The sequence below is a fragment of the uncultured Hymenobacter sp. genome (assembly GCF_964242765.1).
In the GTDB taxonomy this organism is placed as follows: Bacteria; Bacteroidota; Bacteroidia; order Cytophagales; family Hymenobacteraceae; genus Hymenobacter.
In genome coordinates, this window is record NZ_CAXTBM010000059.1 from 1 (window position 1) to 25,045 (window position 25,045).

The following is a 25,045-nucleotide window of genomic DNA, read 5'->3' on the forward strand; positions in this document are numbered from 1 at the left end:
CAGCTATATAACCTGTAATGCCGCAGCTATAGGTAAAGAAACGACTTGCTACAAAGTGTAACTGTACATTTTTGGAGACCCGCCCCTTAAGTTAAATCAGCCTACCAAGCATTTAGGTTGGCCGTACAGCAGGCACCGATAGAATCATGGATAGCTTGAACCATCCCCTTAATTGTCTGATTGGTATGAAAACAGCCAAACACCTATGCCCTACCCCCTATCTAATACTTTAATGCAATATTATAGTAAAAGTGCACAATTTATCTCTGTGATTTTATTGTGTAAAAACAAGCCACTGAATTTCGCAGATTAACTGTCATTTCAAGGCTAGTCAAGTACATCTATTATATCAGACCTTATCCACAGATTACAAGCAGTAATTAATATTATTTGTAGCGTGATTTAGCTACAAAATGATGTGAGGTACAAACTCTGATAGATTTGTAATAAATCCTGCTTCACGGCGGAAGCCAATGGCGCAGGCAGTTCCGGCCCAGAATACACCAGCTTGATAGCAACGGCCCTCAATGTCCTGTGGCAACTCCGCGAAGCGCTGACGAACTTGGGGTTGGCGGGCAAAATCACCATCTACTGCTTGCCCAGGACGCCCATCGTTCATTTCCATTACGTTCTGACCCTCACGACCTAATAAAGGTTTGCGGACGTAGCGGCCTTCCAAGTCTTGCAGGGAAGCTTCCAGTAGCAGTGGATGATGGGGAAAATTTTGCCACAACCACGCCAGTATGCCTTTGCTTTGAAACAAAAGTGTGTACGGCGGATTGGCAATGATTAAGTCGCGGCTTTGCAGCAACTGCGTGAGATTAGCAGTCAACTCGGGCTCCTCGTCGGCCAGGATTTCCCAGGGTACTAGCTTGAACACAAACCCGAAGCGTTGCCACTGGCCGGGTTCCGTTTCCACCCAAGCCCCCCGCTCCTCCCCTTGCACGGATACCTGCATGGCATCAACAGAGCAGATATGAACTAACTCGAAGCCAGCTTCCGTAGCAGCTTCCGCTACTACGGCGCAATTGGCCGCATCCTCCTCACTGTCAGGAAGGTGGATTAGAAGCAGAGTAGGCTCCAGGTCGTTGTTGAGTTCCAGCCAGTGAGCTAGCTGATTTTGTAGGCCTTCGAAGAGGCCATTCACTTGCCGATCGTCCTCGGCTTGACCAGCGGCTACTAAGCTTGCCCACTGTACTACGGCCGTTTCGGGTAGGCTGGTGGCAGTGTCGGCATTGAACTCGATCAGCTTAGGCCCGTCGGGCGTATCGGCCAAGTCGAAGCGGCCGTAGAGGTGCCAGTGCCGGTCGTCATTCCAGGAATGACGAATGGCAGCCCATAAATTCTCGGGAATAGCTAGCAGCCGCAGCAGGTCGTCGGGAATGGCATCGGGAATGGACTGCACCAATAGGTCGTAGAGCGTATCGGCAGCTTGCAGCAGCACATCGGCGGTAGCCTCAGGCAATTGCAGTGCTTCGCGGGCCACGTAGTTCTGGCAGGCGTCCTCGATGGCCCAGTCCCAGCCAAGGCCGCGCACGGCAGGACTGACATCGCCGGAGAGTGGCAGTAGCTTGATCATCTTCAAAAGAATTGGTATCCAACAACAAAGCAGGATCAAGGAAGGGGAAGCCGAACTGCCTCGCCGCTCAGGCTTCCCTTTTCCTTGATCCGTCCTTTTTAAATTTAAACTTCTAACCCCCGAAACCCCGACTGCTGCCGCGGCTACCGAAACCAGAACTGCGGCCAGATGGTGCGGTGCTACGCACACTACTCCGCCCAAAGCCAGTAGTGCGCGTAACGCTGGTGCTGGGCCGAATTCCCGCCGATGACGACGTGCGGCTGCCTGCAAAACCTCGCCCAAAAAAGCCTCGCCCCTGGCCTCGCTCCTGCGCGACACGGCTCCGCCAGCCGTTATTTTGCTGAACCAAGCCCGGATTGGCGTACGCTCCTACATTGGGGGTGAGGAAGCGGCCAGCCATGTACCCGATACCGCCCCACATCAGAATGTCCATCATGCCGGTGCCGCCAGCCCGATTTTCGGGATAAGCTCGGCTGTAATCCTGCATTTGCTTTTGCAGTGCCTGGCCTTGCAGGGTGTCTACTTTGCCGTCGAAATGCTTGAGTACAGCAGCTACTTGCTCTTTGCCGGCGGGCCGCTCGGCCGTAATTTTCCACTGACCGGGTTGCACTTCCGTCATTTCAGTGATAACACCTTCAGAGTACGAATCGGTGGTGCCGTTGCCGCTGCTCCAGTCTCCTTCTGTAGCGGCGGTTTCTGAGTTGGAATTGCTGGAACATGCGGGCAGGCCAATTCCCAAGCTGGCGGCCGCAGCAACCATCAACACGTTGCGACGCCAGTCGCCAAGGCGGAAGTAGGGTTTGTTCATGGCTGAGTGATACTAGTTGCAGGTGGGTGTTAGTGGTGATAACGAGCAATACAGGAATTTCAATCCAGCGGTTGAGGCATAAAAGCAAATTCCTTTATAAACCTTTAAGTAAAGGTACTTCTAACCGAAACAACGATGCACGAGGCCGAAACTTGATGCCTCAACACGAAAGACGCCAGCCAATACAACTCATTGAGAACAACTCTCCAGCCTACTAGATCCTAGGGTCCCAATCGGCGGAGTCAGCTTTGCGAGTTTGGCTATTGCTACCGGATTTGTATCTCATACGATTCAGGTTAACAAGAAAAACCTTATGAATTATTTGAATTCATATAACTCTTACACTATGCATTGCCAACGCAATCAATCAGTTAGCTGTATATGTCCTGAACCCCAAGGGCATTTTTTGTCCTGCACGATTTCACTCATGGCGAAAGCGGAGCCTTAGCACAACAGATGAGCAGAATGTCTAGCCTCTGCTGCTTTCTTATAATATTAAGAGTGGATATGAGACTGATAGAGTTAGCCGGAAATGCCAAGACCGCCTTAAAAAAAGCATTGCTTTCGGCTTCGAAGAACGTGTGGCGAGCTCCCCTAACGCGCGCGAATAGTATCGACCTACTCAAGGACAGTGTGGTTTTTGCCAAGCAGTCCCCTCCCGTTCATCTGCCGAAATTGGCCCCGGTTAACGCGGGGAATGTGCATCATCCCGAAGAAATCAGAGCATTTCGGCCCGACTACGTCTGGCAAGTAACTGTTGGTGGCCCCATACAATCGTTGACTATTTGTCGCTCCGGCGGGCTGTTGGCCAATAAAAAATGGCTACTGGACCTGGATTTCACCTCCACGGCGGGCTTGCTCGACTCGCCCATCAAGAAGAAGTGGGATAAGTACCCGCTGGTGATAGCGCCTTGGTCGCACTTTTGGAAAGGGTTTTACGACTACACCACGTTTGTCGTCGGCAAGCTGTGCCGGATTGAAAGCGTGTACGGGCCCGACATATGGCAGCAAGCCAAAATTTGCTATCCGTTGCAGCACACGCAGTACGAGCGCGAGTTCCTTGAAAAACTAGGCATTCCCAAAAGCTCAATTATTGATACGGCCCCCTACTGGGGAACGGCTATCGAGGCGGAATCTGTGATAGTGGCCAATAACCACTTGACTTGGTGCTCCAGTCTGAGCGATATGATGCTTTTGCGCAACCGCTTCCGTAGTTCTCTCCCTATTGCGGCCACTGAAAAGAAAAAGCTCTACCTCTCGCGCAAGGGTCGGCGGCGGGTGCTGAATGAGGGCCAGGTACGAGAAATCATGGCCACCTATGGAATCGAGGTTATCGAGGACGAGCCGCACAGCCTCGACGAGCAGATTCACTTGTTTCAGAATGCTTCGGTGATTGTAGCGCCCCACGGCGCGGCGCTCACCAATCTGCTGTGGTGCGATGAGGGAACCCAGGTAATGGAGTTTTTTGCTGGCAGCTACACACCTAACTTCTACTACTACATGTGCACCATGCTCGGGTTGAAGTACGACTTTCTAGTAGACTACAGCGCTGGCTCCCGACACAACCACTGGGCCAACGTAGCCGACGACATCGTGGTGGATATTGATACTTTAAAAGACAAACTCAATCAGATACTGCTCCAGGAGCAAAGCGCTGTGCACGAACACAAAACTCTAAATCATAAGTAGCGGCAGTTTGAGCGCTTGCACGCCGACGCTGAGCATTGACTGGAAATGGAATGGTATATGTTCGCTTGGACAGGCCTTGCTATACGGCCTGTTCTTACTCCCAGAGCGGGTAATGCTCTAAGTGCACTTCCCGCTCGAAAAAAATGCGGGTGCTTTCTTCAAACGAACGGGTGAAGTCGGAAACGTAGAAATGGTGGGCCGGCGGATTCGGGCCAGGCAGGGCCGCTAAGTGGTTTTCCTCTAAGTATTTCTTCACATGCGCGGCCACTACATCGGATGCGTCCAACACTTCCACTTCGCCCTGGTAGTACTCGGCAATCTGCCTTTTTATCAGCGGGTAATGCGTACAGGCCAGCACCAGCGCCTCGATATCGTCTAGGGCGGGGTTGGTAAGGTAAGAGCGAATAATGCTGTCGGATATGGTGTTCGCAAAAAAGCCTTCCTCTATCATAGGAGCCAGCAGGGGCGTAGCCAAGCTCTGAAGCTGCACGCCCGCGTCCAAATCGTCTATCTTTTTGCGGTACACGTTGCTATTTACGGTTTGCTTGGTCCCGATCAGGCCCACGGTACGTCCCGCGTAGGCCGCGCCCACATGCGCCACAATCGGGTCGATGACGTTGAGCACCCGCGCCTTAGAGCCGACATATTCGCGCACCAATTCGTACGCCGCCGCCGAAGCCGAATTGCAGGCAATCAAAATCACCTTGCACTGCTGCTTGAGCAGCAAATCACAGATTTTAACCGCATACGCTTGAATAGCGGCCGTGGACTTATCACCGTAGGGCAGGTGGGCGGTGTCGCCAAAGTAAACGAGCCGCTCGTGAGGCAATTCACGGGCTACCGCGCGCGCCACCGTAAGCCCGCCGATGCCGCTGTCGAATACGCCGATAGGGCGAGTAGTGAGGTTCATTTGAAAGGTGCCAAGTGAAGACGCAATGAGAGTAGGCAACTAAATAAGCTACCGTTAAGCTTGAGCGAAGACCAAGCTCACAAAGTTGTTGTTTTCTAATAACTCATCTTGAGGTCACCCTTGTTGCTTGAATATTAATTGTTAATTGCCCGTTGAAAATTCGTTGATTCTATGAGCAAGATTCTGGAGGAAATCAACCAAGCCTTGGCGGCCTTCGATTCCACCCAGGGCCGCCCGGTTGCCATTGAGTTAGGCGAACGAAAATACACCCAGCTCATCCTGGACGTGGCGCATCTACACGCCGCCGGTGGCGACCTAACCCACAATACGGGGCGCCCGCTCGCATACAAGGGTTTGGAAATCCTGCGCGACGACATTCATGTGGACCGGGTGCGGGTGATATAAATCACCGGTTGCAACTCCAAAGATGGTTTGGTGCTAAGCCGCTTGAAAAAGCTACAATTAACTACAAGAATTGTAGCTTATTATAGTTTCAGCAACTCCGATAAGCAGGCAACAGCCGTTGAGCTTAGTACACTTTGGATAGTATTGGAACATTAAATTTTAGTAGCTTAGAGGATAGTATCTATCTCGATTGAACAGCAAGAAGTTAAATTTGCACTCCGTCTTTAAAGCGTATAAAGTTGGCTCAGTAACTTTATAAAAGGATTAATGTGCAACTATTGCTATGGAAGAAGCCGGTATTCATACGTCCTCACTAAGCGCGCAGACGTCGTCCGAAAAACAGACCGAACCCTCCTTACCAACTAGCTACGCACCTAATCAACTAAAACAAGCCTTGTTGCTTGTGCAGCACGCCTTCACGGCAGTGGCACTCTTAGACGGGCTAGGGCAACTTACTTGGGTGAACGATGGCTTCACTGCATTGCTTGGCAGTGCGCCCGACGAGGTCGAGGTACTAGGAAAAACACTCTGGGCGGTACTCCCTCCCGAATTACGTGGTGCTACCCCACTTTTCACTCCCCTGGCAAGCCTTGCCTCGCTGTCGAGCTTTCACTATGAAGGAGTAGCACGTACCGACAAAGGCCCGGCCCGTTGGGTACGAATAAAACTACAGCTAGCTCCCTCGCCTACGTCAGAAGATCCACCCTATTTCCTCGCCTTCCTAGAGGATATTTCCACTGAAAAGAAAGTAGAAGCTACACACCTAGCCCGCGAGGCACAGTTGCGCTACCTCACCGAGCAAGTACCGGGCGTGCTATTTCAGTGGCGAGCCAACTACGATGGCACCTCCCGCCTAACTTTTATCAGTGATACTGCCCAGGAAATCTTTGGGTTTCTGCCAACGCAGCTAAACGACTTAATGGCGGTAGTTCATCCGGATGACCGTAGGGCATGGACCAAATTCCTGTCTCCCTCCGACAACGAAGCGGATACAAACTCCTTTGAAGGACGCTTACTTGTACCTAACCATCCGTTGCGCTGGTGCAGCGGCAAATACCAAGCATCAACTCGCGACGCCGAAGGCGTGCTTTATAGCGGCATTCTGCTCGACGAGACGCCGCTGCGAACGGCCGAGGAAGCCATTCAAGACAATGAGCATCGTTGGCTTTTAGCCATTGAGCGTTTCGGCGACGGAGGATGGGAATTCAACTACCAGACCGGAGACGACTACTTCTCGAATGCCTACCGGGCCATGCTCGGGTACCCTGACGATGATTTTCCGGAAGGTTTTCAGGCCTGGCACACCCACGTGCATCCCGACGACCTAGCGGCCAGTACCGAGGCCTCCAATGCCTATCTGCGCGGTGATGTGCCCATCTATTCGGTGGAGCGCCGCTTGATGTGCCGCAACGGTGAGTACAAGTGGGTACTGACCCGCGGCCTCATAACCAAGTACGACGCGGATGGCAACCCGCTGATTATGACGGGAGTGCACACTGATATCTCGGAAATAAAACAAGCCAACCTCGCCATCGAGTCTTCGAAACGGCGCTTGTCCGCTACCATTGCCAACTTTCAAGAGGGCATTTTGCTGGAGGACGAAAACCGCCGGGTGGTACTCGTAAACGAAGCGTTTTGCTCGATGCTGAGTTTGGGAAAGACGCCTGAGCAGTTGGTCGGGGTTGAAACCGTGTCCTTGGTAGCGGCCAAAACTGCAACTACACCGGAGCCAGATTGGCTGGCCGGAAGGGATGGACGGAATCTAAAGCAGCATGCCGTAATTGGTGAACTACTACCGCGCAAAAACGGACAAGTATTTCAGCGCGACTTCATTCCTATTTACAGCGACAACGCTTCTTTAGGGTATCTCTGGAAATTCCAGGACGTTACCGAACAGAAAAACGCCGAGGAAGCTCTGAAACGGCGGGAAGAAAAGTACCGGCGCATCATCGAGCAAATGAAGCTGGGACTCGTAGAAACCAATTTGGTGGACGAAGTGGTGTACGTCAATCAGGTTTTTTGCGAGACGCTCGGCTTTTCTACCACCGAAATAGTCACCCAGGATTTCCTGCGGCCCCTGCTCACGCAGGAAACTTCGCAGGTGGCGCGCGAAGGCGAAGACGCCTACGAACTGTCGGCGCGCAGCAAGGACGGCAGCCCGAAGTGGCTGCTGGTTAGCCGGGCCCCCGTCTATGACGATGAGCGGCACATTATCGGCACTATTCGCATCACGCTCGATATCACGCATCAGAAGGAACTGGAAAACAAGCTGCGCAAAGCCAAAGAACACGCCGAAGAATCGTCGCGGGCCAAAGAACTGTTTCTGGCCAATATGAGCCATGAGATTCGCACGCCCATGAACGCCATTTTGGGCATGAGTCAGTTGTTGGCCAAAACCCCGCTCCGACCCGATCAGGACGACTACTTGCAAGCCATTGCCACTTCGGGCGAAAACCTGCTGGTCATCATCAACGATATTCTGGACCTTTCCAAAATTGAAGCCGGCCAACTGCAAGTCGAGAAGATCGGTTTTAATGTCAGCCAACTCATGGCGCAGATCGAAAAAACGCTGCTCTACAAGGCCGAAGAAAAGGGGTTGTCTTTCGTGACGGAAATTGCGCCCGAGTTGCCGCACGTACTGCTCGGCGACCCGTATCGCCTCACGCAGGTTCTTTTAAACCTGGCCGGCAATGCCATTAAGTTCACGGAGAAAGGCCGCGTTTCGATATCCTGCGAACTGGTTGGTCAGGAGACCAAGGCCGTAGAAATCAAGTTTACAGTGGCTGATACCGGCATTGGTATTGCCCCTGATTATCTGCACCATATTTTCCAGGAATTCAGTCAGGAAGACTCGTCTGTTACCCGAAAGTTCGGGGGGACGGGCCTGGGCTTGAGCATCAGCAAAAGCTTGGTGAATTTGATGGGCGGCGAATTACAGATCACCAGCGAGAAAAACAAAGGCACGGCCAGCACTTTCTCGCTCGTTTTGGTGGAGGGCGCGGAAGCCGATATGCCCCGCAAGGAAGTGACCGATCATAGGTTTCGCGAAAAGCTGCGGGGCAAAGAAGTGCTGGTGGTGGAAGACAACAAATTCAACCGTCAGATTGCCAGAGCGTTGCTTACCAATGCGCACATCAAAGTAGCGGAAGCCGAGAACGGGGCGCTGGCGGTGGAAATGGCGCGCACCCACCACTACGACCTGATTCTGATGGACGTGCAGATGCCCGTGATGAATGGACTGGAAGCTACCAGCGTTTTGCGCCAAGAGCTGGCCCTTTCCACCCCCATCATTGCCCTTACAGCCAATGCTATCAAGGGGGAGCGAGAAAAGTGCTTGGCGGCGGGCATGAACGATTACTTGGCCAAGCCATTTCAAGAAGATGAATTGCTGAAACTGATTGGCGATTGGGTGCTCGACACGCACCAACCCAACTCGGAGACGCCTCAATCAGCCCCGGCGACAGTGGCCACAAGCCAACCGCCAGCACTCTACAAGCTCGACCTCTTGTACCAAATCGGGCAGGGCGACAAGGAGTTTGTGGTTCTCATGCTCGAATCTTTCATTGAAAGCTGCGAGGAGGCAGTGCACGACCTGAATAAAGTTCTACATACGTACGACGTCAAGCTGCTGCGGGCCACTACGCACAAGCTCAAGCCCAGCCTCGATCATCTGCACATGCACCAGCTGCTTCCGCTCGTGGAACATCTAGACAAGTGGGATGCGGCTTTTGATGCGGCGGTGTTACCACCCCTGATCGAAACTGTTGTTGAGCTACTACAACAAACGATTGGGCTGATGCATAATGACTTGTCAGAAAAAGTGGTGAAAAGGTTTTAAGGCTTCTCCCCGATGAGGCAACCATTCTTGATTGCTTTCAAGCTTTGAGTAGAAACCAAAACAAGGTCTTCACCCAACATGAGTAGGTTGCGTTGACGGCAACAAATGAGAGGAATTGTGCGGTTGTGCTTTTTGGGTGCTTGGCCCTGGCTACCTTTGCACTATGAATCTGCTTTCTGCTGAGAACCTTTCGAAGAATTATGCCGACCGGTGGCTTTTCCGGGAATTGAACTTTGGTCTGTCGCAGGGACAGCGCGTGGGCTTGGTGGGCATCAATGGCTCCGGAAAAACCACGCTGCTGCGCATTCTGGCCGGCATCGAACCACCGGACACGGGCAGCCTAAGCACCCGCAAAGACACCCGCGTGGCCTTCTTGGGCCAGCAGCCGGTGTTCGATGAAACGCTGACGGTTGAGGAAACCATCTTTGCTAGCCAAAACGACACGCTGGCCGCTATTCGCGACTACGAGCACGTCGTGAACGACCCCAACCACAAGCCCGCCGACTTGCAGCGGGTGATGGAACTGATGGACTCCTATAACGCCTGGGACTATGAGTCGCAGGTGCAGCAGATTTTGGGGAAGCTGGGTATTCTCGGCGAGTTGCTACAGCGCAACGTGAGCAAGCTTTCGGGTGGGCAGCGCAAGCGCGTGGCCCTGGCCCGCGTGCTGATTGAGGAGCCCGACGTGCTGATTCTTGATGAACCTACCAACCATTTGGACCTGGCTACTATTGAGTGGCTGGAAAACCGGCTGGCTTCCCCGAGTCTCACGCTGCTGATGGTAACCCACGACCGGTACTTCCTGGACCGGGTGGCCAACGAAATTGTAGAGCTCGACCAGGGCCGGGTGCACCGCTACCAGGGCAACTATGCCTACTTCGTGGAGAAGAAGGCTGACCGGGAGCAGATGGAAACCGCCGAAGTGGAAAAGGCCCGCAACCTGCTCCGCAAAGAGCTGGACTGGATGCGCCGCCAGCCCCAAGCCCGCGGCACCAAGCAAAAAGCCCGCATCGATGCTTTCTATGAAACGCAGGAAAAGGCCCGCACTAAAATCAAGGGACCCGAAATGGAGCTTTCAGTGAAAACCACCCGCCAGGGTGGCAAAATCATCGAAGTGCAGCATTTGAGCAAACGGTTCGGCGACAAAGTGGTGCTCGACGATTTCAGCTACGTGTTCAAGAAAAAAGACCGGATTGGTTTGGTAGGTCCCAACGGCGCGGGCAAAACCACGCTGCTCAACATGCTCACCAAGCAACTAGCTCCCGACTCGGGCATAGTGGATGCCGGCCAAACCACCGTGTTCGGCTACTACACCCAAACCGAGTTGGTTTTCGACCCTACGCAGCGCGTCATTGACATTGTGAAGGAAGTGGCTGAGGTCATAGAAATGGCCGATGGTAGCGTGATAACGGCCTCGCAGTTCTTGCAGCACTTCCAGTTTCCGCCGGCCCAACAATATACGCTGGTTAACAAGCTAAGCGGGGGCGAAAAGCGCCGGCTGCAACTGTTGCGCGTGCTGATCAAGAACCCAAACTTCTTGATTCTCGACGAGCCGACCAACGACCTCGATATCATCACGCTCAACATTCTCGAAGATTTCCTGCTTCAGTTTGCGGGCTGCTTGATCATCGTCTCGCACGACCGATACTTTATGGATGCGCTGGTGGAGCAGGTGTTTGCGCTGGAGCCAGGCGGTATAATCCGCCAGTTCCCCGGCAACTACACCGACTACCGCGAGTGGCTGCAAGAGCAACCCGCCAACACCGGGGCCCGCGACGCCGAGAAAGCCCTGAAATCAGTGAACCAGACAACCGCGCCGGCGCCCGTTCCAGCAGTGGCCTTGCCTAAGCGCAAGGCTAGCTTCGCCGAGAAAAAAGAGTATGAAACCCTGGAAAAAGAGCTAGGGCAACTGGAAGTCCTCAAGCAGCAGCTTATCGAAAAGCTGAACTCCGGCACTGGTTCCCACACCGAACTAGCCGATTGGGCCGCCCAACTCAAGCGCACCGACGCCGAACTGGATGCCAAAGGCGAAAGATGGTTGGAATTGGCCGATTTTGTGTAAGTCCTGCTTTGCTTGATTGCACCTACTCCTAAACAACAAACGACCCTGATATATCGGGGCCGTTTGTTGTTTAGATCCAGCTTAGCTGTAAGCTAACTGCCTGACAAAATAATTGAACGAGGTTCAACCTTTTGCTCTATATAATTCAGCTAAGAGCATTTGTATTAGGCAGCTGTTCAGCTATCCTACGATGCTATAACAACTTTTGGGTTTGGCAGTGATAGGAAAGCGCAAAGCAGGCCAATAACATTTTGGCATTTGTGCAAAAAGCACTAATAGCAAGGCGCTAATTCACTTGTTGCTTAAGCGGAAAGCCGGTGCAGTTACGCTGGAAGCATCAGTAGTTTGGTACGCAATGGGTGGCTTTTCAGCTTGTGCTGTACGTGTACAATATATGGTATGCCATGGGTTGACAACCCTTTTCGAGAATATGCACACCATTTTGGGTCTTGCATTTAGCGGGCAGAGTGCAAACATTTAGGTAATACCCACTGCCAGAATTGCTGTTTTGCTTGGCCTCCGTTTGTTGCACTATGAGGGGATATACCAGTGGCAACTTCATTAGCAAAGCATAAGAAGTTGACGGAGCCAATGCGGCTCTCGTGCGCCGAATACCTGTTAACAAGTTCATTACAGTAAACCCCGCATCAGTTTTCACTTGCGCTTTCTTTATTCCCACCAACCCACTTCTACTTACCATGAAAACCACTTTACGCTCTTTACTTGGTGCCGTAGCCTGTGCGCTTCTGAGCCACATTTCTGTGCAAGCCCAAACCTACCAGCTTGTCTGGGCCGACGAGTTCAACGGCAGCATCAGCCCCGATTGGCAGTTTGAGACGGGCGGCGGCGGCTGGGGCAACAACGAGAAGCAATATTACCAGGCGGCCAATGCTTCGGTAGCCAACGGCAACTTGCTTATCACGGCCCGAAAGCAAACTGTAGGGGGCATGCCCTACACCTCGGCCCGCATGATTACGAAAGGCCGTAAAGAATTCACCTACGGACGGATGGAGGCCCGCATGAAGCTGCCCCTCGGCCAAGGGCTGTGGCCGGCGTTTTGGATGCTGGGCGGCAATATCAGCACAGTGAGTTGGCCGGCTTGCGGCGAAATTGATGTTATGGAGCACATCAACTCGGAAAACAAAACGTACGGCACGCCGCACTGGGACAGCAACGGCCACGCCGAGTACGGCGGTAGCATCGTCACGACGCCCCAGGACTACCATGTGTACAGCGTGGAATGGGACGCCAGCGCCATTCGCTGGTTTGTGGACGGCACGCAGTTCCACATGATGAGTATCCTCAACAATGCGGGCAGCACCGAGGAATTTCATCGGCCCTTTTTCTTGCTCTTGAATCTAGCAGTGGCCGGCAACTGGCCCGGCCAAACCGTAGATGAAAGCAAGCTACCCGCCACTATGTACGTCGATTATGTGCGGGTATACCAGAAAACCGGCACCACGACGCCCACCACGACGCAAATCCAAGCGGAAAGCTACGGCTCGATGAACGGAGTGCAATTGGAAAACTGCGCCGACACGGGCGGCGGCCAAAACGTAGCCTACATCGACGCCAACGACTGGATGGCGTACAACAACGTGAACTTCCCCACTTCCGGCAATTATACCATCGAGTACCGCGTGGCCAGCCCGAGCGGCAGCCGCCTGTCCGCCGACCTCAACGCTGGTTCCACCCAACTCGGCACGGTGACTATCCCGGCTACGGGCGGCTGGCAAAACTGGACCACGGTTTCGCATACCGTGTACGTGAATGCGGGCACCTACAATTTTGGCGTATTTGCACAGGCCGGCGGCTGGAATTTCAACTGGTTGCGCATCACCAAACAAGGCGCTGCCCGTACAGCGCAAGCTTCTGACAATCAACTTACCCCCTCAATTAAAGCAGGCAGCCTAACCCTGTACCCAAATCCGGTGTCGGACCAACTTACTCTCACTGGCCTTTCAGATGAGGCCAGCCAAGTTAGTATCCTCGATATGCAAGGCCAGCAAGTTTGGAGCGGCCGTTACACCGGCAAAGCCTTGGATATTTCGAAGCTACAGCCGGGGCTATACACCTTGGTAATTATAGGAGTAAACCAGAAGAAGCAGGTATCCCGCTTCAGCAAGCAATAAACTGCACTTCTTGAAACCCAATCACCACCAAGGTCAGCCAACGGTCGGCTAGCCTTGGTGGTGATGAGGAAGGTACCCGTAACCTTGCAGTCGCTGGCCTGGTTCCAAGGTGGTTTGGCGGAGCGAGTGGTGTTCTAGACTTTGCTTCAACTCGTAGAACTTGTCGGCCTCAGGCGCCACCAGCACGCTTCCATGGGATTCATTGCGGATCGAATACTAATTTCTGCTCCTCGTAGCAAGCAAAGCTAAATCATGCCGCTATACTATCGGTGGCCCTACTCTTGCTACGCGCATAACTACTCGCCCACAACCCGCTGTGCTGGCTGGGCGTCATGGTCACAAAATAAGAAGGCCCGCAGGCCGTAAGCAACAACCCGTAAGCGCGTGAGCGGCAACTTGGCGGGCTATTGCAATGATTTTAGATGTAATCGGAATAACACATAAATAATCCCAAAACCTTGTTAAGTAGGCTCTATATCTTACGTTTCTACGATGGAAACTGCAATTTCATTTCTACAGCAAAAAGGGGGAGCCAATTACTGGCTCTCCCTTTTTTAGCTTTAAATTTACTATCGTATCGGTATGGTGGCAGTAATCGAACTACCGTGTTGCGGGCCCAGATTCCTGCGTGAAATCAAAGGTGAAAGGTCGCTCTTTAAAGAATGCCAGTACCCGTAGCCGGCGGCCAATAGTGGCGCGAGGGAAACTCACGTAACTCCCCACATCAGTTAATTCGCTGTTTTATAAGACTAAAGAGAAAGCAAACTAGCTGAAGATTATGCAAGAAGAAGGCCGTTTCTTCTTTACAATTCTTCTGGCAAGTGAAGCTCACCAGTGGCATCGGGAGCAAATGCCCAATGCCGCCGGATAGCCGTCAGCGGGATTGGGTTGAAGATGTGCGCAAAATGCTCCTGCCGGCTTTCCACCCATTCCCGCTCCACTCGCACGCACGCGGTGGCTAGCACTTCTTCATCCCACTCCAGCAGCACCAGATCAGTGCGGCCAGGATAGTAGCGGCGCGCGGTTTCCAGAATCTGACTTCGTTCAGAGCTGTGAATAAACCCTTCCGCCGCTAAGTCGGCGCTGGCGAAGAACCCGGTTTGCTGAGCGTGCTGCCAGTCCAGTGGCTCGGCTATGCGATAAAGCATATTTTACCGGTTAAATAGTTGAATTGCTAAATGGTTGACCGCTCCACGTTGTGTTTAGTAGCCACCACTTAGCCATTCGCCACTAAATCAATTAACTAGCTTTCCACAGCTCCTGCTGCACGGCTTTGCCAACGGTTAACACGATGCGCGTTGGGTTGGGCACGAGCGTGATGCGGGCTTCTTTGCCGGGATACTTTTCTGAGTCCACCCACACGCCTTCTTTGGGCGAAGGTGTGCCACCGATGCTAGAGGGCAGGTAGGCCGTGGGCAGCAGCACGTCGGTGTCGGAGTTAAGGTCGGTGTGTACTTTGTCGAGCGCCGCTTCCAGATAGGTCCCGTACTCGTCATTGAAATCGTCTTCTAGGTCGTGCAGTTCTTCTTCAACGTCGTCGTAGCGAGTGTCGTCGTACTTCATGTCGTGCAGCACTTGCTTTTTCTCGATCAGAGTAACGAGGGCGCTGTTCAGCTCTTCCAGATTCATAAGCGTAAGGCAATAGGTTAGGTAACAAAGGTGGGGAGCTTTTCCTGATTTCTGTGCAGCGCCCCTCTCCTACCACAATTTTACGAAGAATAGTGCAAGGTAGCAGGCTCGACTTACTTGTTGCCTGTTAAAGATTACGGTCTTTTCGCAGGGCTTCTTTTGCAAGAAACATTGGCCAAGAATACCAGCCATGAGGGGCAACTGCTTAGCCCGCCGCCAATCTCCCCCAAAGCGTTATTTTTACTGGCATCTGTCCACCCATCCCCACCCACTAGTATGCAAACCATGACTTCCCCGGCCGTACAGGCCCACTCCGCTCAGGATTTTCTGCCCCTGAACGGTACCGACCACATCGAATTCTACGTCGGTAATGCCAAGCAATCGGCGTACTACTACCAGGCCGCGTTCGGGTTCGAGCTGGTGGCTTACGCCGGTCCCGAAACCGGGATGCGCGACCGGGCTAGCTACGTGTTGCAGCAAAACAAAATCCGCTTCGTGCTAACCACCTCCCTGCTTCCCGACTCCGATATCACGCGGCACGTGGCCCAGCACGGCGACGGGGTGAAGGTGATGGCCTTGTGGGTGGATGACGCCCGCCGCTCCTTCGAGGAAACCACCAAGCGCGGGGCCAAAGTCGCCTTCGAGCCCTATACCCTGGAGGACGAGCACGGCACCGTAACCCTGGCGGGCATCTACACCTACGGCGAAACCGTGCACACCTTTGTGGAGCGCAGCAACTACCGCGGCCCGTTCCTGCCCGGCTTTGTGGCCCGCACCAGCAAGGTACCGCAGGGTGCGCCGGTGGGCTTGCAGTTCGTGGACCATTGCGTGGGCAACGTCGGCTGGGGCGAGATGAACCAGTGGGTGAAGTTCTACGAAGACGTAATGGGCTTCAAGCTACTCATCACCTTCGACGACGACGACATCAGCACCGAGTATTCGGCCCTGATGAGCAAGGTGGTAAGCAACGGCAACGGCTTCGTGAAATTCCCCATCAACGAGCCCGCCGAAGGCAAAAAGAAAAGCCAGATCGAGGAGTACCTTGATTTCTACCACTCGCCCGGGGTGCAGCACATGGCCCTCATCACCCACGATATTCGCGCCACGGTTTCGGAGCTGCGCCGCCGCGGCGTGGAGTTCTTGACCGTTCCCTCCTCCTACTACGACGACCTGCTGGACCGTGTCGGCCACATCGACGAAGACCTGGATAGCATCCGCGACCTGAATCTGCTGGTGGACCGCGACGAAGAAGGCTACCTGCTTCAGATTTTTACTAAGCCCGTGGAAGACCGGCCCACGGTGTTTTTTGAAATCATCCAGCGCAAAGGCGCCAAGAGCTTCGGTAAAGGCAACTTCAAGGCGCTATTCGAGGCCATTGAGCGGGAGCAAGGTCTGCGCGGCAACCTGTAGGCAACCATAGAGTAGCTTATTGCTCATAGCATGAAGCCGCTCCATGGTTGCCTACTATTTACACCTTGAAAGCCAGCCTCGTGGCTAGTGCTTTTTCCAGGCAAACAATGATTCGAGGAAGGCAGGCAACCTGTTCTGTTTGCAATGGTTTGCCTGTTTTTTCATGTAAACCTGTTTTCTTTACTGCCATTCCCTTGCTCTTTCTTCATTCAGTTTATCCCCTATGGCCCTGACCTCCGCAGTTCAACAGAAAATAGATACTTGGCTAACCGGTAACTACGACGCCACCACCAAAGACGAGATTCGTCAGTTACAGGCCCAAAATCAGGAAGATTTTTTGTCTGATGCTTTCTACCGGGACTTGGAGTTCGGTACGGGCGGGTTGCGCGGCATCATGGGCGCCGGCTCCAACCGCCTGAACCGCTACACGCTGGGCATGGCTACACAGGGCCTCTGCAATTACTTGCTGCAACAGTTTTCCGGCCAGGAAATCAAGGTGGCCGTGGCCCACGATTCGCGCAACAACAGCAAAGAATTTGCGCGGATTGCGGCCGATATCTTTTCGGCGAACGGCATCACGGTGTATCTGTTTGAGGCCCTGCGGCCCACGCCGGAGTTGTCGTTTACCATCCGGGAATTGGGCTGCCAGAGCGGCTGCGTTGTTACGGCGTCGCACAACCCCAAGGAGTACAATGGCTTCAAAGTGTACTGGAACGATGGGGCCCAGGTGGTAGCGCCCCACGACAAAAACATCATTCGGGAAGTGGAAGCCATTCGCTCGGTAGATGAAGTGAAATTCCAGGCTGACGAGTCGAAAGTGCACCTAATTGGCGCAGATATTGACGCGAAATACTTGGCCCAGGTGAAGGAGCTCAGCATCAACCCAACGGCCATTCAGCGCCAGCACGACCTGAAAATCGTGTACACGCCGATCCACGGCACGGGCATTACGCTGGTACCGCAGGCACTGGCCCAGCTGGGGTTTACCAACGTACACATTGTAGAAAAGCAAGCCACGCCCGACGGCAATTTCCCCACGGTTCTGTCGCCTAACCCCGAGGAGAAAGTAGCCATGCAAATGGCCCTCGACCAAGCCAAGGAACTGGATGCCGACATCATTCTGGCCACCGACCCCGACGCCGACCGGGTAGGCATGGCCGTGAAAAACACCGCTGGCGAATGGGTGCTTGTGAACGGCAACCAAACGGCGGCCCTGCTAACGTACTACCTGCTGTCGGCCCGCAAGCAAGCCGGCAAAATGACCGACAAAGACTTCATCGTCTACACCATTGTAACCAGTGAGGTGCTCGGCGACATTGCCACTTCTTACGGGGTGAAGTCCTACCAAACCCTGACCGGCTTCAAGTACATTGCCGGCCTGATCCGGGAGTTGGAGGGCAAGGAAACCTACATCGGCGGGGGCGAGGAAAGCTACGGCTTCATGATCGGGGACTTCGTGCGCGACAAAGATGCCATATCGGCCTGCGCTATGATAGCCGAAATGGCGGCGGTGGCCAAAGACAACGGCCGCACCCTCTACGAGGAAATGACCCAGATGTACGCCACCTACGGCCTATACCGCGAAAACCTGATTTCCCTCACCAAGAAAGGCCAGCGCGGCGCCGAAGAAATTCAGGAAATGATGCGCGACCTACGCGCCAACCCACCAGCTACCATTGCCGGCTCGGAAGTGGTAGAGTTGCGCGACTACCAGACCGGCCAAATTCGGGACCTGCGCACCGGGCAGGAGAAGCCCACCGGCCTCGAAGCCAGCAACGTGCTCCAGTTCATCACCGCCGACGGCAGCAAAATATCCGCCCGCCCTTCCGGCACCGAGCCGAAAATCAAGTTCTACTTCAGCATGAAAGCGCCGCTTACTTCGGCCGCCGATTTCGAGAAAGTAGAGCAGCAGCTCAACGAACGTATCATCGCTGTAATAGAGGACATGCAGCTGAAATAAGCAGTTGGTCATGTAGTTACAAAAGGGCCTGGCGGTATATAGCCAGGCCCTTTTATTATGCACTTAGTTGAAATACCTTTGCTGCTGTCGAGCTAGAAACCGGCCTATTGCCTTCTGTTTTGACGATACGGTTACTATATCCTCTTTTTCTATTTATTTCTACTTGTTAGTGAGACTCCAGCTTTTACTCGCCACTCTCGGGTTATCTGTTACGATTACCGTTGCGCAAAAAAAAGAACAAGAATACGTAGTAACCACTGCCGGCGACACCCTGCGCGGAGAGGTGTTACTGATAGGTACCCAGCAACAAACCATTCGGCTGCGCCGCCCTAACCAGCCCACCACCGATTTCAGCCCGGCGCAAGCCACCAGCTATGGCAACGAGACGGGCGCTTTATGGGTGAGCCGGCCTATTGGGCCGGGCGGGACGCTCCGGTTTGTGGCTCCGCTCGTTCGGGGTCCGGTAAGTTTGTACTCGGGCGAAGACGCAGGTGGCAACAAGCGCTATTTTCTTCAGCCGCAGGATTCTGCTTATGTGGTAGCAATACCACCCACCACGGCTCGCCTTGCTTATTTGCGCCTGTTGCCCGGTTGCCCCAACTTCGACTTTGCTTATAGCAAGTTCGAGCGCGCCTACCCTTACACCTACAGCGGCCAGACGCGCTTGGTGCGGGACTATAACACCTGCCGCTACCCACAACAAACCACTACGCTGGTAGCTACGCCGCGTGGCACTAAAACGCATTTCGGTATAAAGGCCGGTATTCATACCACGCGCTTCAACTTTCCGGGGCTTACGCAACTCAAGCAGCGCAAGATGGAGCTTAGCTACCAAGCGGGCATCTCGATGCTGGTGAGCGGCAAGTCACATTTTGCTTTGCAGCTGGAAGCCACCTACTTAGCCGCCCGCGGCGAGTACGGTCCTGGCAACCATTACAACGGCAACGCCTTCTACACCACTACCCGGACGCTGGTAATCAACTACGCACAGCTACAGGTACCATTATTACTGCGCTACAACATAGGTACCGGAAATCTACGACCTTACCTGAACGCAGGACCTGTTTATGCCTTTAATACAAATCATGGATCCGAAGACGTTTATCAAGATTCAAACAAGCCTACACCGACTCGTTTGCCCTTAAACATCCACGGTGGCAATAGCATAGGCGGCACCGCAGGCATTGGGGTGCTTATTCAACAACCCGGGCTGCCCTTGTTTACCGTTGAGGCCCGAGCCGACTACCTCACTGATAGTGCAAGTGGCTTTGAGCAAGCGCCTAACCATATTTCGCTCCGCCTCGATTTTGGCGTACTGTTTTAGTTAGGGTTTTGCCTTTGCCTTGTCTGTGCGAAATATTTGCACGCAATAGAAGAATCAGTGGCTTCTATCATCATAGCCGGTACAAACCGGGCTCAGTCGGCTTATTGAAATAAGTGGCAACAACTTGCTTTAATGTTGTCAACTGAAGAAGTCACCGTTCAATCATAACAGGTCGAAAAGCCCCAACTGCTAACGTAGATGGGGCTTTTTTTAGGTAAACAAGAACAAGCGCTGGTAGCACTTTGCTCGAGTCAGATGTAGCCCAGCTAATTTATTCGTTGTTTGTTAGCTGCCGCAGTGGTGCGGGACACCTCGTCTTACTGTGGTTGCACACCACGAAAGTGTAAGTGGTTTGTGTGAACTAAGCGTACGATAAGAGCTAGTACAGCCTGTTTCCGATGGCTGAAGGCATAGTTGCTATTTGTATTTGCTGATTTATGCCTCTAGTTTTGATTTCAGCCACGACGTATTCAGGCCGGACGTAACCACCTGATTAGTTGCTGCTTTCACGGAGCTTTGTCTTCTACTACTCCCGCCGGGAGCCTGTCCGCCTTCATCCGGCACAGCTTCGCTTGAGCCTGGAAAGTGCCAAGCATTTTATTGCTGGCCTCTTAGCGAAAGTGAGTGAAGCACAATGAATCCTTCTTGCTTCGTTTTCCGCTTACCACTCTCCCCCATCCACTTATGAGTAAGCTGTTGGTTTCCGTTGTTGGCGTACGGCTGGTTGTGCGTGTGCTACTTTCCTTGTGCGGTAGTTGGAGCCTGTTGGTTTCCGACGCAGCAGCCCAGTCGCTGAGCATGTTGCGCGCCGATGGGCCAACCATAGTAGATGCCAGCAACCGCCCGGTGGTGCTGCGCGGGATAAATGTGGGTGGCTGGCTGCTCCAGGAAAGCTACATTCTGGAAACCGACACGCTCAATTCGCAATGGCGCATTCAGCGCGCGCTGCTGCGCACTATGCCAGAGGCGGCCGTGGAAGACTTCTACCGGCAGTATCGGGCCAACTACATCACCAAGGCGGATATCGATTTCATTGCCAAGCAGGGTTTCAACTGCGTGCGCCTGCCTTTTCACTACGACTTGTTCTTGACTACTGCGCAACGTCGGGCCCGCGCCAAGGCCATGCAAAGCCCCAAGTATGTGGATGATTACGTACAAATTCTCAGCACTTGGTACGACCAGAATCTACTATTTACCGACCCCAAAAACCTGGATGGCTTCCGCATCATTGATGAGGTGCTGGCTTGGTGCGCGGCCAACAAGCTCTACGTTGTCCTGGACCTGCACGCGGCGCCTGGCGGCCAGGGCGCCGACCGTAACATCAGCGACTGTCTGGCACCGCTGGACCTCTGGAAGCGCCACGACGCCAAAGGCCGCCTGATTTACCAGGACCTGACGGTGCGCTTATGGGAGAAACTATCGGCCCGCTACAAAACCGACGCGCGGGTGGCTATGTACGATTTCATCAACGAGCCCAACGGCATGACCACCGCCAACGGCCTCACCGGCAACAACTCGGAATTGAACGTGCTGTATAGCCGCCTAATTGATGTCGTACGCGCCCAGGGCGACCAGCACCTGCTGATGCTGGAAGGCAACGGCTACGGGTACACCAACCTCACCCCCGACAAGCTGCAAAGCAAAGACAAGCGCAACCTCGTCTACAATGCGCACCGCTACTGGTGCACCAACGACCCGCAAACCGGCGACCCAAATCCACTGCAAATCAACCTTATCCGTAACCTAGCCGCCTTCCGCGACCAGTGGAAAGTGCCCGTGTGGGTGGGTGAAACCGGCGAAAACTCCAACGAGTGGTTTTCCGCCGCGGTGCAGGAATTAAATGCCCGCAACATCGGCTGGTGCCACTGGACCCTCAAGCGCGTAGCCGGCCCAACCAGCCTACTGCGGGTGCCCGCCTACGGCAGCCTGCTTACCACTGCCGGCCGCACGGCCCTGCTGCGCAACAGCCTATTTAGCAACTGCACCGTGAATAAGGATGTCATAGCGGCCCTCATGCAGCCTACCCTAGCCCAGCCGTTCACTGCCCATACGCTACCCGGCACCATTCAGGCCGCTGATTACGACTTGGGTCGCAACGGTACCGCCTACTTCGATGACTACGCCGCCCGCACCGACTTCACCAACCACACCCCCCACAACCAAGGCCGGGCCTACCGCAACGATGGTGTGGATGTGCAAACTGTTACGGATGCTGCTTCCAACGGATTTGCCGTGGGCCACACCACCACTGGCGAGTGGCTCAACTACACCGTAACGGTACCTAAAGCAGGCACCTTCGCTTTACAAGCGCGGATGATGAACACCACTAAGCTACCCGCTACGCTTTCTGTTAAGCTGGACGGCAAAGAGGCGGTTGCAACGATTATAGCGGCACCAGAAGCCACTTGGCAAACCGTGTCGGGCGGTACGCTAGCCCTGCCAGCCGGCAAGCACACCTTGCAGCTATATGTGGAGCAGCCGGGGGCAGTCATCAGTTGGCTACGGTTTACTATGCCGGGTGCCGCTTCACAAGGCGGCCAATAGCCTTTGCTAGTGCGGGACTTTCTTTAACTTGGAATTCCCATGCTCTGTACTACCAATTCCCCCAATCCTCGCTGCCTGATTTATACCTGGCAGTGGCTGTGGCTTTCGCTCATAGCCCTTTTACCCGCCACCTTCAGCACTGGTGCGCCTCTTATTGATTCCGAGCAGCCGCTTCGGGTCGAGGCCAGCCGCGCCGAGCTTTTCATTGAGCCTTACAATTACAGCGTGCTGGAGGACCCTACCGGGCGCCTAACGCTGCGTGATGTGCAGCTGCCCCAGCACGCCGCTCGCTTCGTGCTGGGCTCGCGCACCGCCACCAACATGGAGCAGCCGGGCGCTGCCTATTGGCTGCGCCTGAAGGTACTGGCCACCGGTCCGCAACCCGAACACTGGTACCTGGAACTGTTTGATTCCCACCTCAACAACATCATTTTCTACCCCGATGCTGCTAGCGAGCAGGGCAAGGTGCACACCGGCGCCGACTGGCCTTTCACGTCGAGGCCCTACAGCTACAAGAACTACCTGATGCGCTTGCCGCTCAGTGCCAACCAGGCGCAGACGTACTACCTCCGGCTTCAGTCGAGCACCAAAACCAGCTTCCTGTCGCGGCTGCGTACCGAGCAGGGAATTGCCGAGCACTTCCAGACCGAGTATGGGTTGCTGGGCGGCTTCTATGGTATCCTGCTGATTATGGTGGTGTATAATTTCTGTTTGTTTGTGTTTACCGGTGAGCAAACGTATCTGCGCTACGTGGGGTACGTGCTGAGTTGCAGCCTCGTGTTTTTATCGGAAGATGGGCTCGGGTTTCAGTATCTGTGGCCCGAGTATCCGTGGCTCAACAAAGTAGTGGAAGTGGGGTCGCCACCGCTACTGCTGCTTACGTTCGGTTACTATGCGCGCCAGTTTCTGGACACTGCGCAGCGGCTGCCGCAGTACGACCGTTGGCTGCGAGCCGTAATCCTGCTTAGCGTAGTGGCTCTGCTACTTAATGCGCTTTGGTGGAAGACGGATATGGGCATCGGGTTGTATATCCTCCCGTACGGGATGCTGTTCGATGCCGCGTTGCGGGTGTGGCGGCGCGGTTTTCAACCCGCACGCTTCATTCTGCTTTCGCACACGCTGGTAGCGGTCGGTGTGCTGTTCCTGCTTTTGCGCAAACTTGGCATCAACACGTTCACCAACACCTATACCGTGTACAGCATGAATGCCGCCTTCGTGCTGGAAGTGGTGGTGCTGTCGTACGCGCTGGGCAGCAAAATCAAAACGATTCAGGAATCCACGCTGAGGGCGCAACACCGCTTGGTGAAGCAATTGCGCAAAAAACAAGAAGTGCAGGAACAGCTGGTCGAACAGCTTCGCCAGAACGAGGAGCTGAAAGATCAGCTGAACTCCGAGCTGGAAAGTTTAGTGACACAGCGCACCCAGGAGCTCCAGCAGCAAGGGGAAACCATTGCGGCCCAGAACCGCGAGCTACTGCAAGCCAATGGCTTACTGGCCCTGCAATCGGCGGCTATCGAAAAACTGAACGCTGACTTGCAGCTTGACTTGCACAAGGCCCAAACGGCGCGGGTACTTTCCCAGGAAGTGGACTTCGGCGAGTTCAGCCAGATCTACCCCGACAAAGACGCGTGCCTAACCTACCTCGCCGACTTGAAATGGGCGCACGGCTACCACTGCCGCAAGTGCGGCCACGACAACTATTGCGAGGGCCGCGAGCCTCATTCGCGCCGCTGCACCCGCTGCCGCTACGTAGAATCGGCCACGGCCTACACGCTGCTACAGAAGTGTAAGTTCTCTATTGTAAAGGCGTTTTATGCGGTGTTTTTGTTGCACACCCACAAAGGCAATTACTCGGCTCAGGAGCTTTCGCGGGTGCTGGATTTGCGCCGGGCTACCTGTTGGAGCTTCAGCCAGAAAGTGGCCGACGCTATCCGCCGGCAAGCAGTTGAACACCCCGAAGACGAAAGCTGGACCCGTTTGCTGCTAGACGACTCCGGCAACGAGAACGACGAAAGCAACGACGAAACGGCTACCCTCGCAACCGGCACTACCCATTAATAGAAAGCTTGGTTTCGTTGAGTTGAGAACCAGAAAAAAGTAAATAAAAACGCTGTTTTTTTACTTGTTTTTTACCCGTTAGCCTCTCGTCAACTGGATGTGACATTTGAGGGCAATGGCCGCAAAAGAAGCTTACTAAGTGGGTGACGTAAGCGTACAGAGTTGCGTGGTACGTAAGCGAAAACGCCCTTTGCAAACGTTTGGGGCGGGGTTTTTACTTGATTTTTAAAGATATGGTCGGGTATATTTGGGCATCCCATCGCCCTTATGACCCACACCACCCATTACTTCCGCCGCTGTGGCGTGAGTGAACACTCACTTGTTTCGCAGCCAGACCGCGCCTTGTGCCTACTGCTCCCAACTGCGCCGGGCGGACAGGCGAACCGCAGAATAGTACTTTCCTCTTCTGACATGCCACGCCCGCTCACGGATCCGAGATTCGCTTGCGGCAACAACTGGTTTGTCCCGCTACTTGCTTGCCTAAATGGTCGGCAGGGTTGGCATTGCGAGATAGTACTATCCAATCACTTCCGGATCTACGGCTAGCTCGTGCACACTGCACGAGCTTATAAGCCTGTGTTTTTTGTAGTGGCCGAAGAGCCTGCCCACTACGTTCCATCTGCCCCAATGCTTTTACGGCTGGCTTTCCCTTTCAGCAGGGTAAGTCAGGCGCTATTTAATTCCCACATTCTTCCCA

The 25,045-nt window shown here is 54.0% G+C and carries 15 protein-coding genes; 10 read left to right on the forward strand and 5 right to left on the reverse strand.

Translation table 11 applies throughout. From position 1 onward, the window contains the following. Nucleotides 1–406: 406 nt before the first annotated feature. Both ACFE7X_RS19905 and ACFE7X_RS19910 read right to left on the reverse strand, forming a co-directional pair. Complete coding sequence (locus ACFE7X_RS19905; RefSeq protein ID WP_375437445.1) at nt 407–1,579, reverse strand: glutathionylspermidine synthase family protein; 1,173 nt, start codon at nt 1,577–1,579, stop codon at nt 407–409. Between the two features lie 112 nt (nt 1,580–1,691). Continuing rightward, nucleotides 1,692–2,387, reverse strand: coding sequence for a hypothetical protein (locus ACFE7X_RS19910; protein WP_375437446.1), 696 nt, complete (start codon nt 2,385–2,387; stop codon nt 1,692–1,694). Nucleotides 2,388–2,894: 507 nt separating this feature from the next. Between ACFE7X_RS19910 and ACFE7X_RS19915 the strand changes: the two genes are divergently transcribed. After that, the gene (locus tag ACFE7X_RS19915) at nt 2,895–4,076 is read left to right on the forward strand and encodes a DUF563 domain-containing protein (protein ID WP_375437447.1); all 1,182 of its coding nucleotides are present in this window, start codon (nt 2,895–2,897) and stop codon (nt 4,074–4,076) included. Nucleotides 4,077–4,170: 94 nt separating this feature from the next. Here the strand turns inward: ACFE7X_RS19915 and murI are convergent, their stop codons facing one another. Continuing rightward, complete coding sequence (gene murI / locus ACFE7X_RS19920) at nt 4,171–4,986, reverse strand: glutamate racemase (protein WP_375437448.1); 816 nt, start codon at nt 4,984–4,986, stop codon at nt 4,171–4,173. A 171-nt stretch (nt 4,987–5,157) separates the two neighbouring features. Here murI and ACFE7X_RS19925 point away from each other — a divergent pair, with 171 nt between their 5' ends. The 4 genes from ACFE7X_RS19925 to ACFE7X_RS19940 all read left to right on the forward strand — a co-directional run bounded on the left by ACFE7X_RS19925 (nt 5,158) and on the right by ACFE7X_RS19940 (nt 13,423). Beyond that, complete coding sequence (locus ACFE7X_RS19925) at nt 5,158–5,391, forward strand: hypothetical protein (protein WP_375437449.1); 234 nt, start codon at nt 5,158–5,160, stop codon at nt 5,389–5,391. A gap of 283 nt (nt 5,392–5,674) precedes the next feature. Next, nucleotides 5,675–9,229, forward strand: coding sequence for a PAS domain S-box protein (locus ACFE7X_RS19930; protein WP_375437450.1), 3,555 nt, complete (start codon nt 5,675–5,677; stop codon nt 9,227–9,229). A gap of 163 nt (nt 9,230–9,392) precedes the next feature. After that, a complete protein-coding gene (locus ACFE7X_RS19935) occupies nt 9,393–11,291 on the forward strand; it encodes an ABC-F family ATP-binding cassette domain-containing protein (protein WP_375437451.1) in 1,899 nt (632 codons plus the stop codon). A 698-nt stretch (nt 11,292–11,989) separates the two neighbouring features. Then, the gene (locus ACFE7X_RS19940) at nt 11,990–13,423 is read left to right on the forward strand and encodes a carbohydrate-binding protein (RefSeq protein WP_375437452.1); all 1,434 of its coding nucleotides are present in this window, start codon (nt 11,990–11,992) and stop codon (nt 13,421–13,423) included. An 803-nt stretch (nt 13,424–14,226) separates the two neighbouring features. Here ACFE7X_RS19940 and ACFE7X_RS19945 read toward each other — a convergent pair. Both ACFE7X_RS19945 and ACFE7X_RS19950 read right to left on the reverse strand, forming a co-directional pair. Then, nucleotides 14,227–14,571, reverse strand: coding sequence for a DUF952 domain-containing protein (locus ACFE7X_RS19945; RefSeq protein WP_375437453.1), 345 nt, complete (start codon nt 14,569–14,571; stop codon nt 14,227–14,229). A gap of 91 nt (nt 14,572–14,662) precedes the next feature. After that, complete coding sequence (locus tag ACFE7X_RS19950; RefSeq protein WP_375437454.1) at nt 14,663–15,052, reverse strand: hypothetical protein; 390 nt, start codon at nt 15,050–15,052, stop codon at nt 14,663–14,665. A 276-nt stretch (nt 15,053–15,328) separates the two neighbouring features. Between ACFE7X_RS19950 and hppD the strand changes: the two genes are divergently transcribed. The 5 genes from hppD (at nt 15,329) to ACFE7X_RS19975 (ending at nt 24,348) form a co-directional block, all read left to right on the forward strand. Next, complete coding sequence (gene hppD / locus ACFE7X_RS19955) at nt 15,329–16,462, forward strand: 4-hydroxyphenylpyruvate dioxygenase (RefSeq protein WP_375437455.1); 1,134 nt, start codon at nt 15,329–15,331, stop codon at nt 16,460–16,462. A gap of 223 nt (nt 16,463–16,685) precedes the next feature. Next, nucleotides 16,686–18,422, forward strand: a complete 1,737-nt coding sequence (locus tag ACFE7X_RS19960; RefSeq protein ID WP_375437456.1) for a phospho-sugar mutase — start codon at nt 16,686–16,688, stop codon at nt 18,420–18,422. 169 nt (nt 18,423–18,591) lie between these two features. Further along, nucleotides 18,592–19,746 (forward strand): porin family protein, encoded by a 1,155-nt coding sequence (locus ACFE7X_RS19965; RefSeq protein ID WP_375437457.1) that lies wholly within the window; start codon nt 18,592–18,594, stop codon nt 19,744–19,746. Between the two features lie 684 nt (nt 19,747–20,430). Further along, entirely contained in the window at nt 20,431–22,290 is a 1,860-nt protein-coding gene (locus ACFE7X_RS19970) for a cellulase family glycosylhydrolase (RefSeq protein ID WP_375437458.1), read from the forward strand. Nucleotides 22,291–22,329: 39 nt separating this feature from the next. Continuing rightward, a complete protein-coding gene (locus ACFE7X_RS19975; protein ID WP_375437459.1) occupies nt 22,330–24,348 on the forward strand; it encodes a 7TM diverse intracellular signaling domain-containing protein in 2,019 nt (672 codons plus the stop codon). The last annotated feature ends 697 nt before the right edge of the window (nt 24,349–25,045 follow it).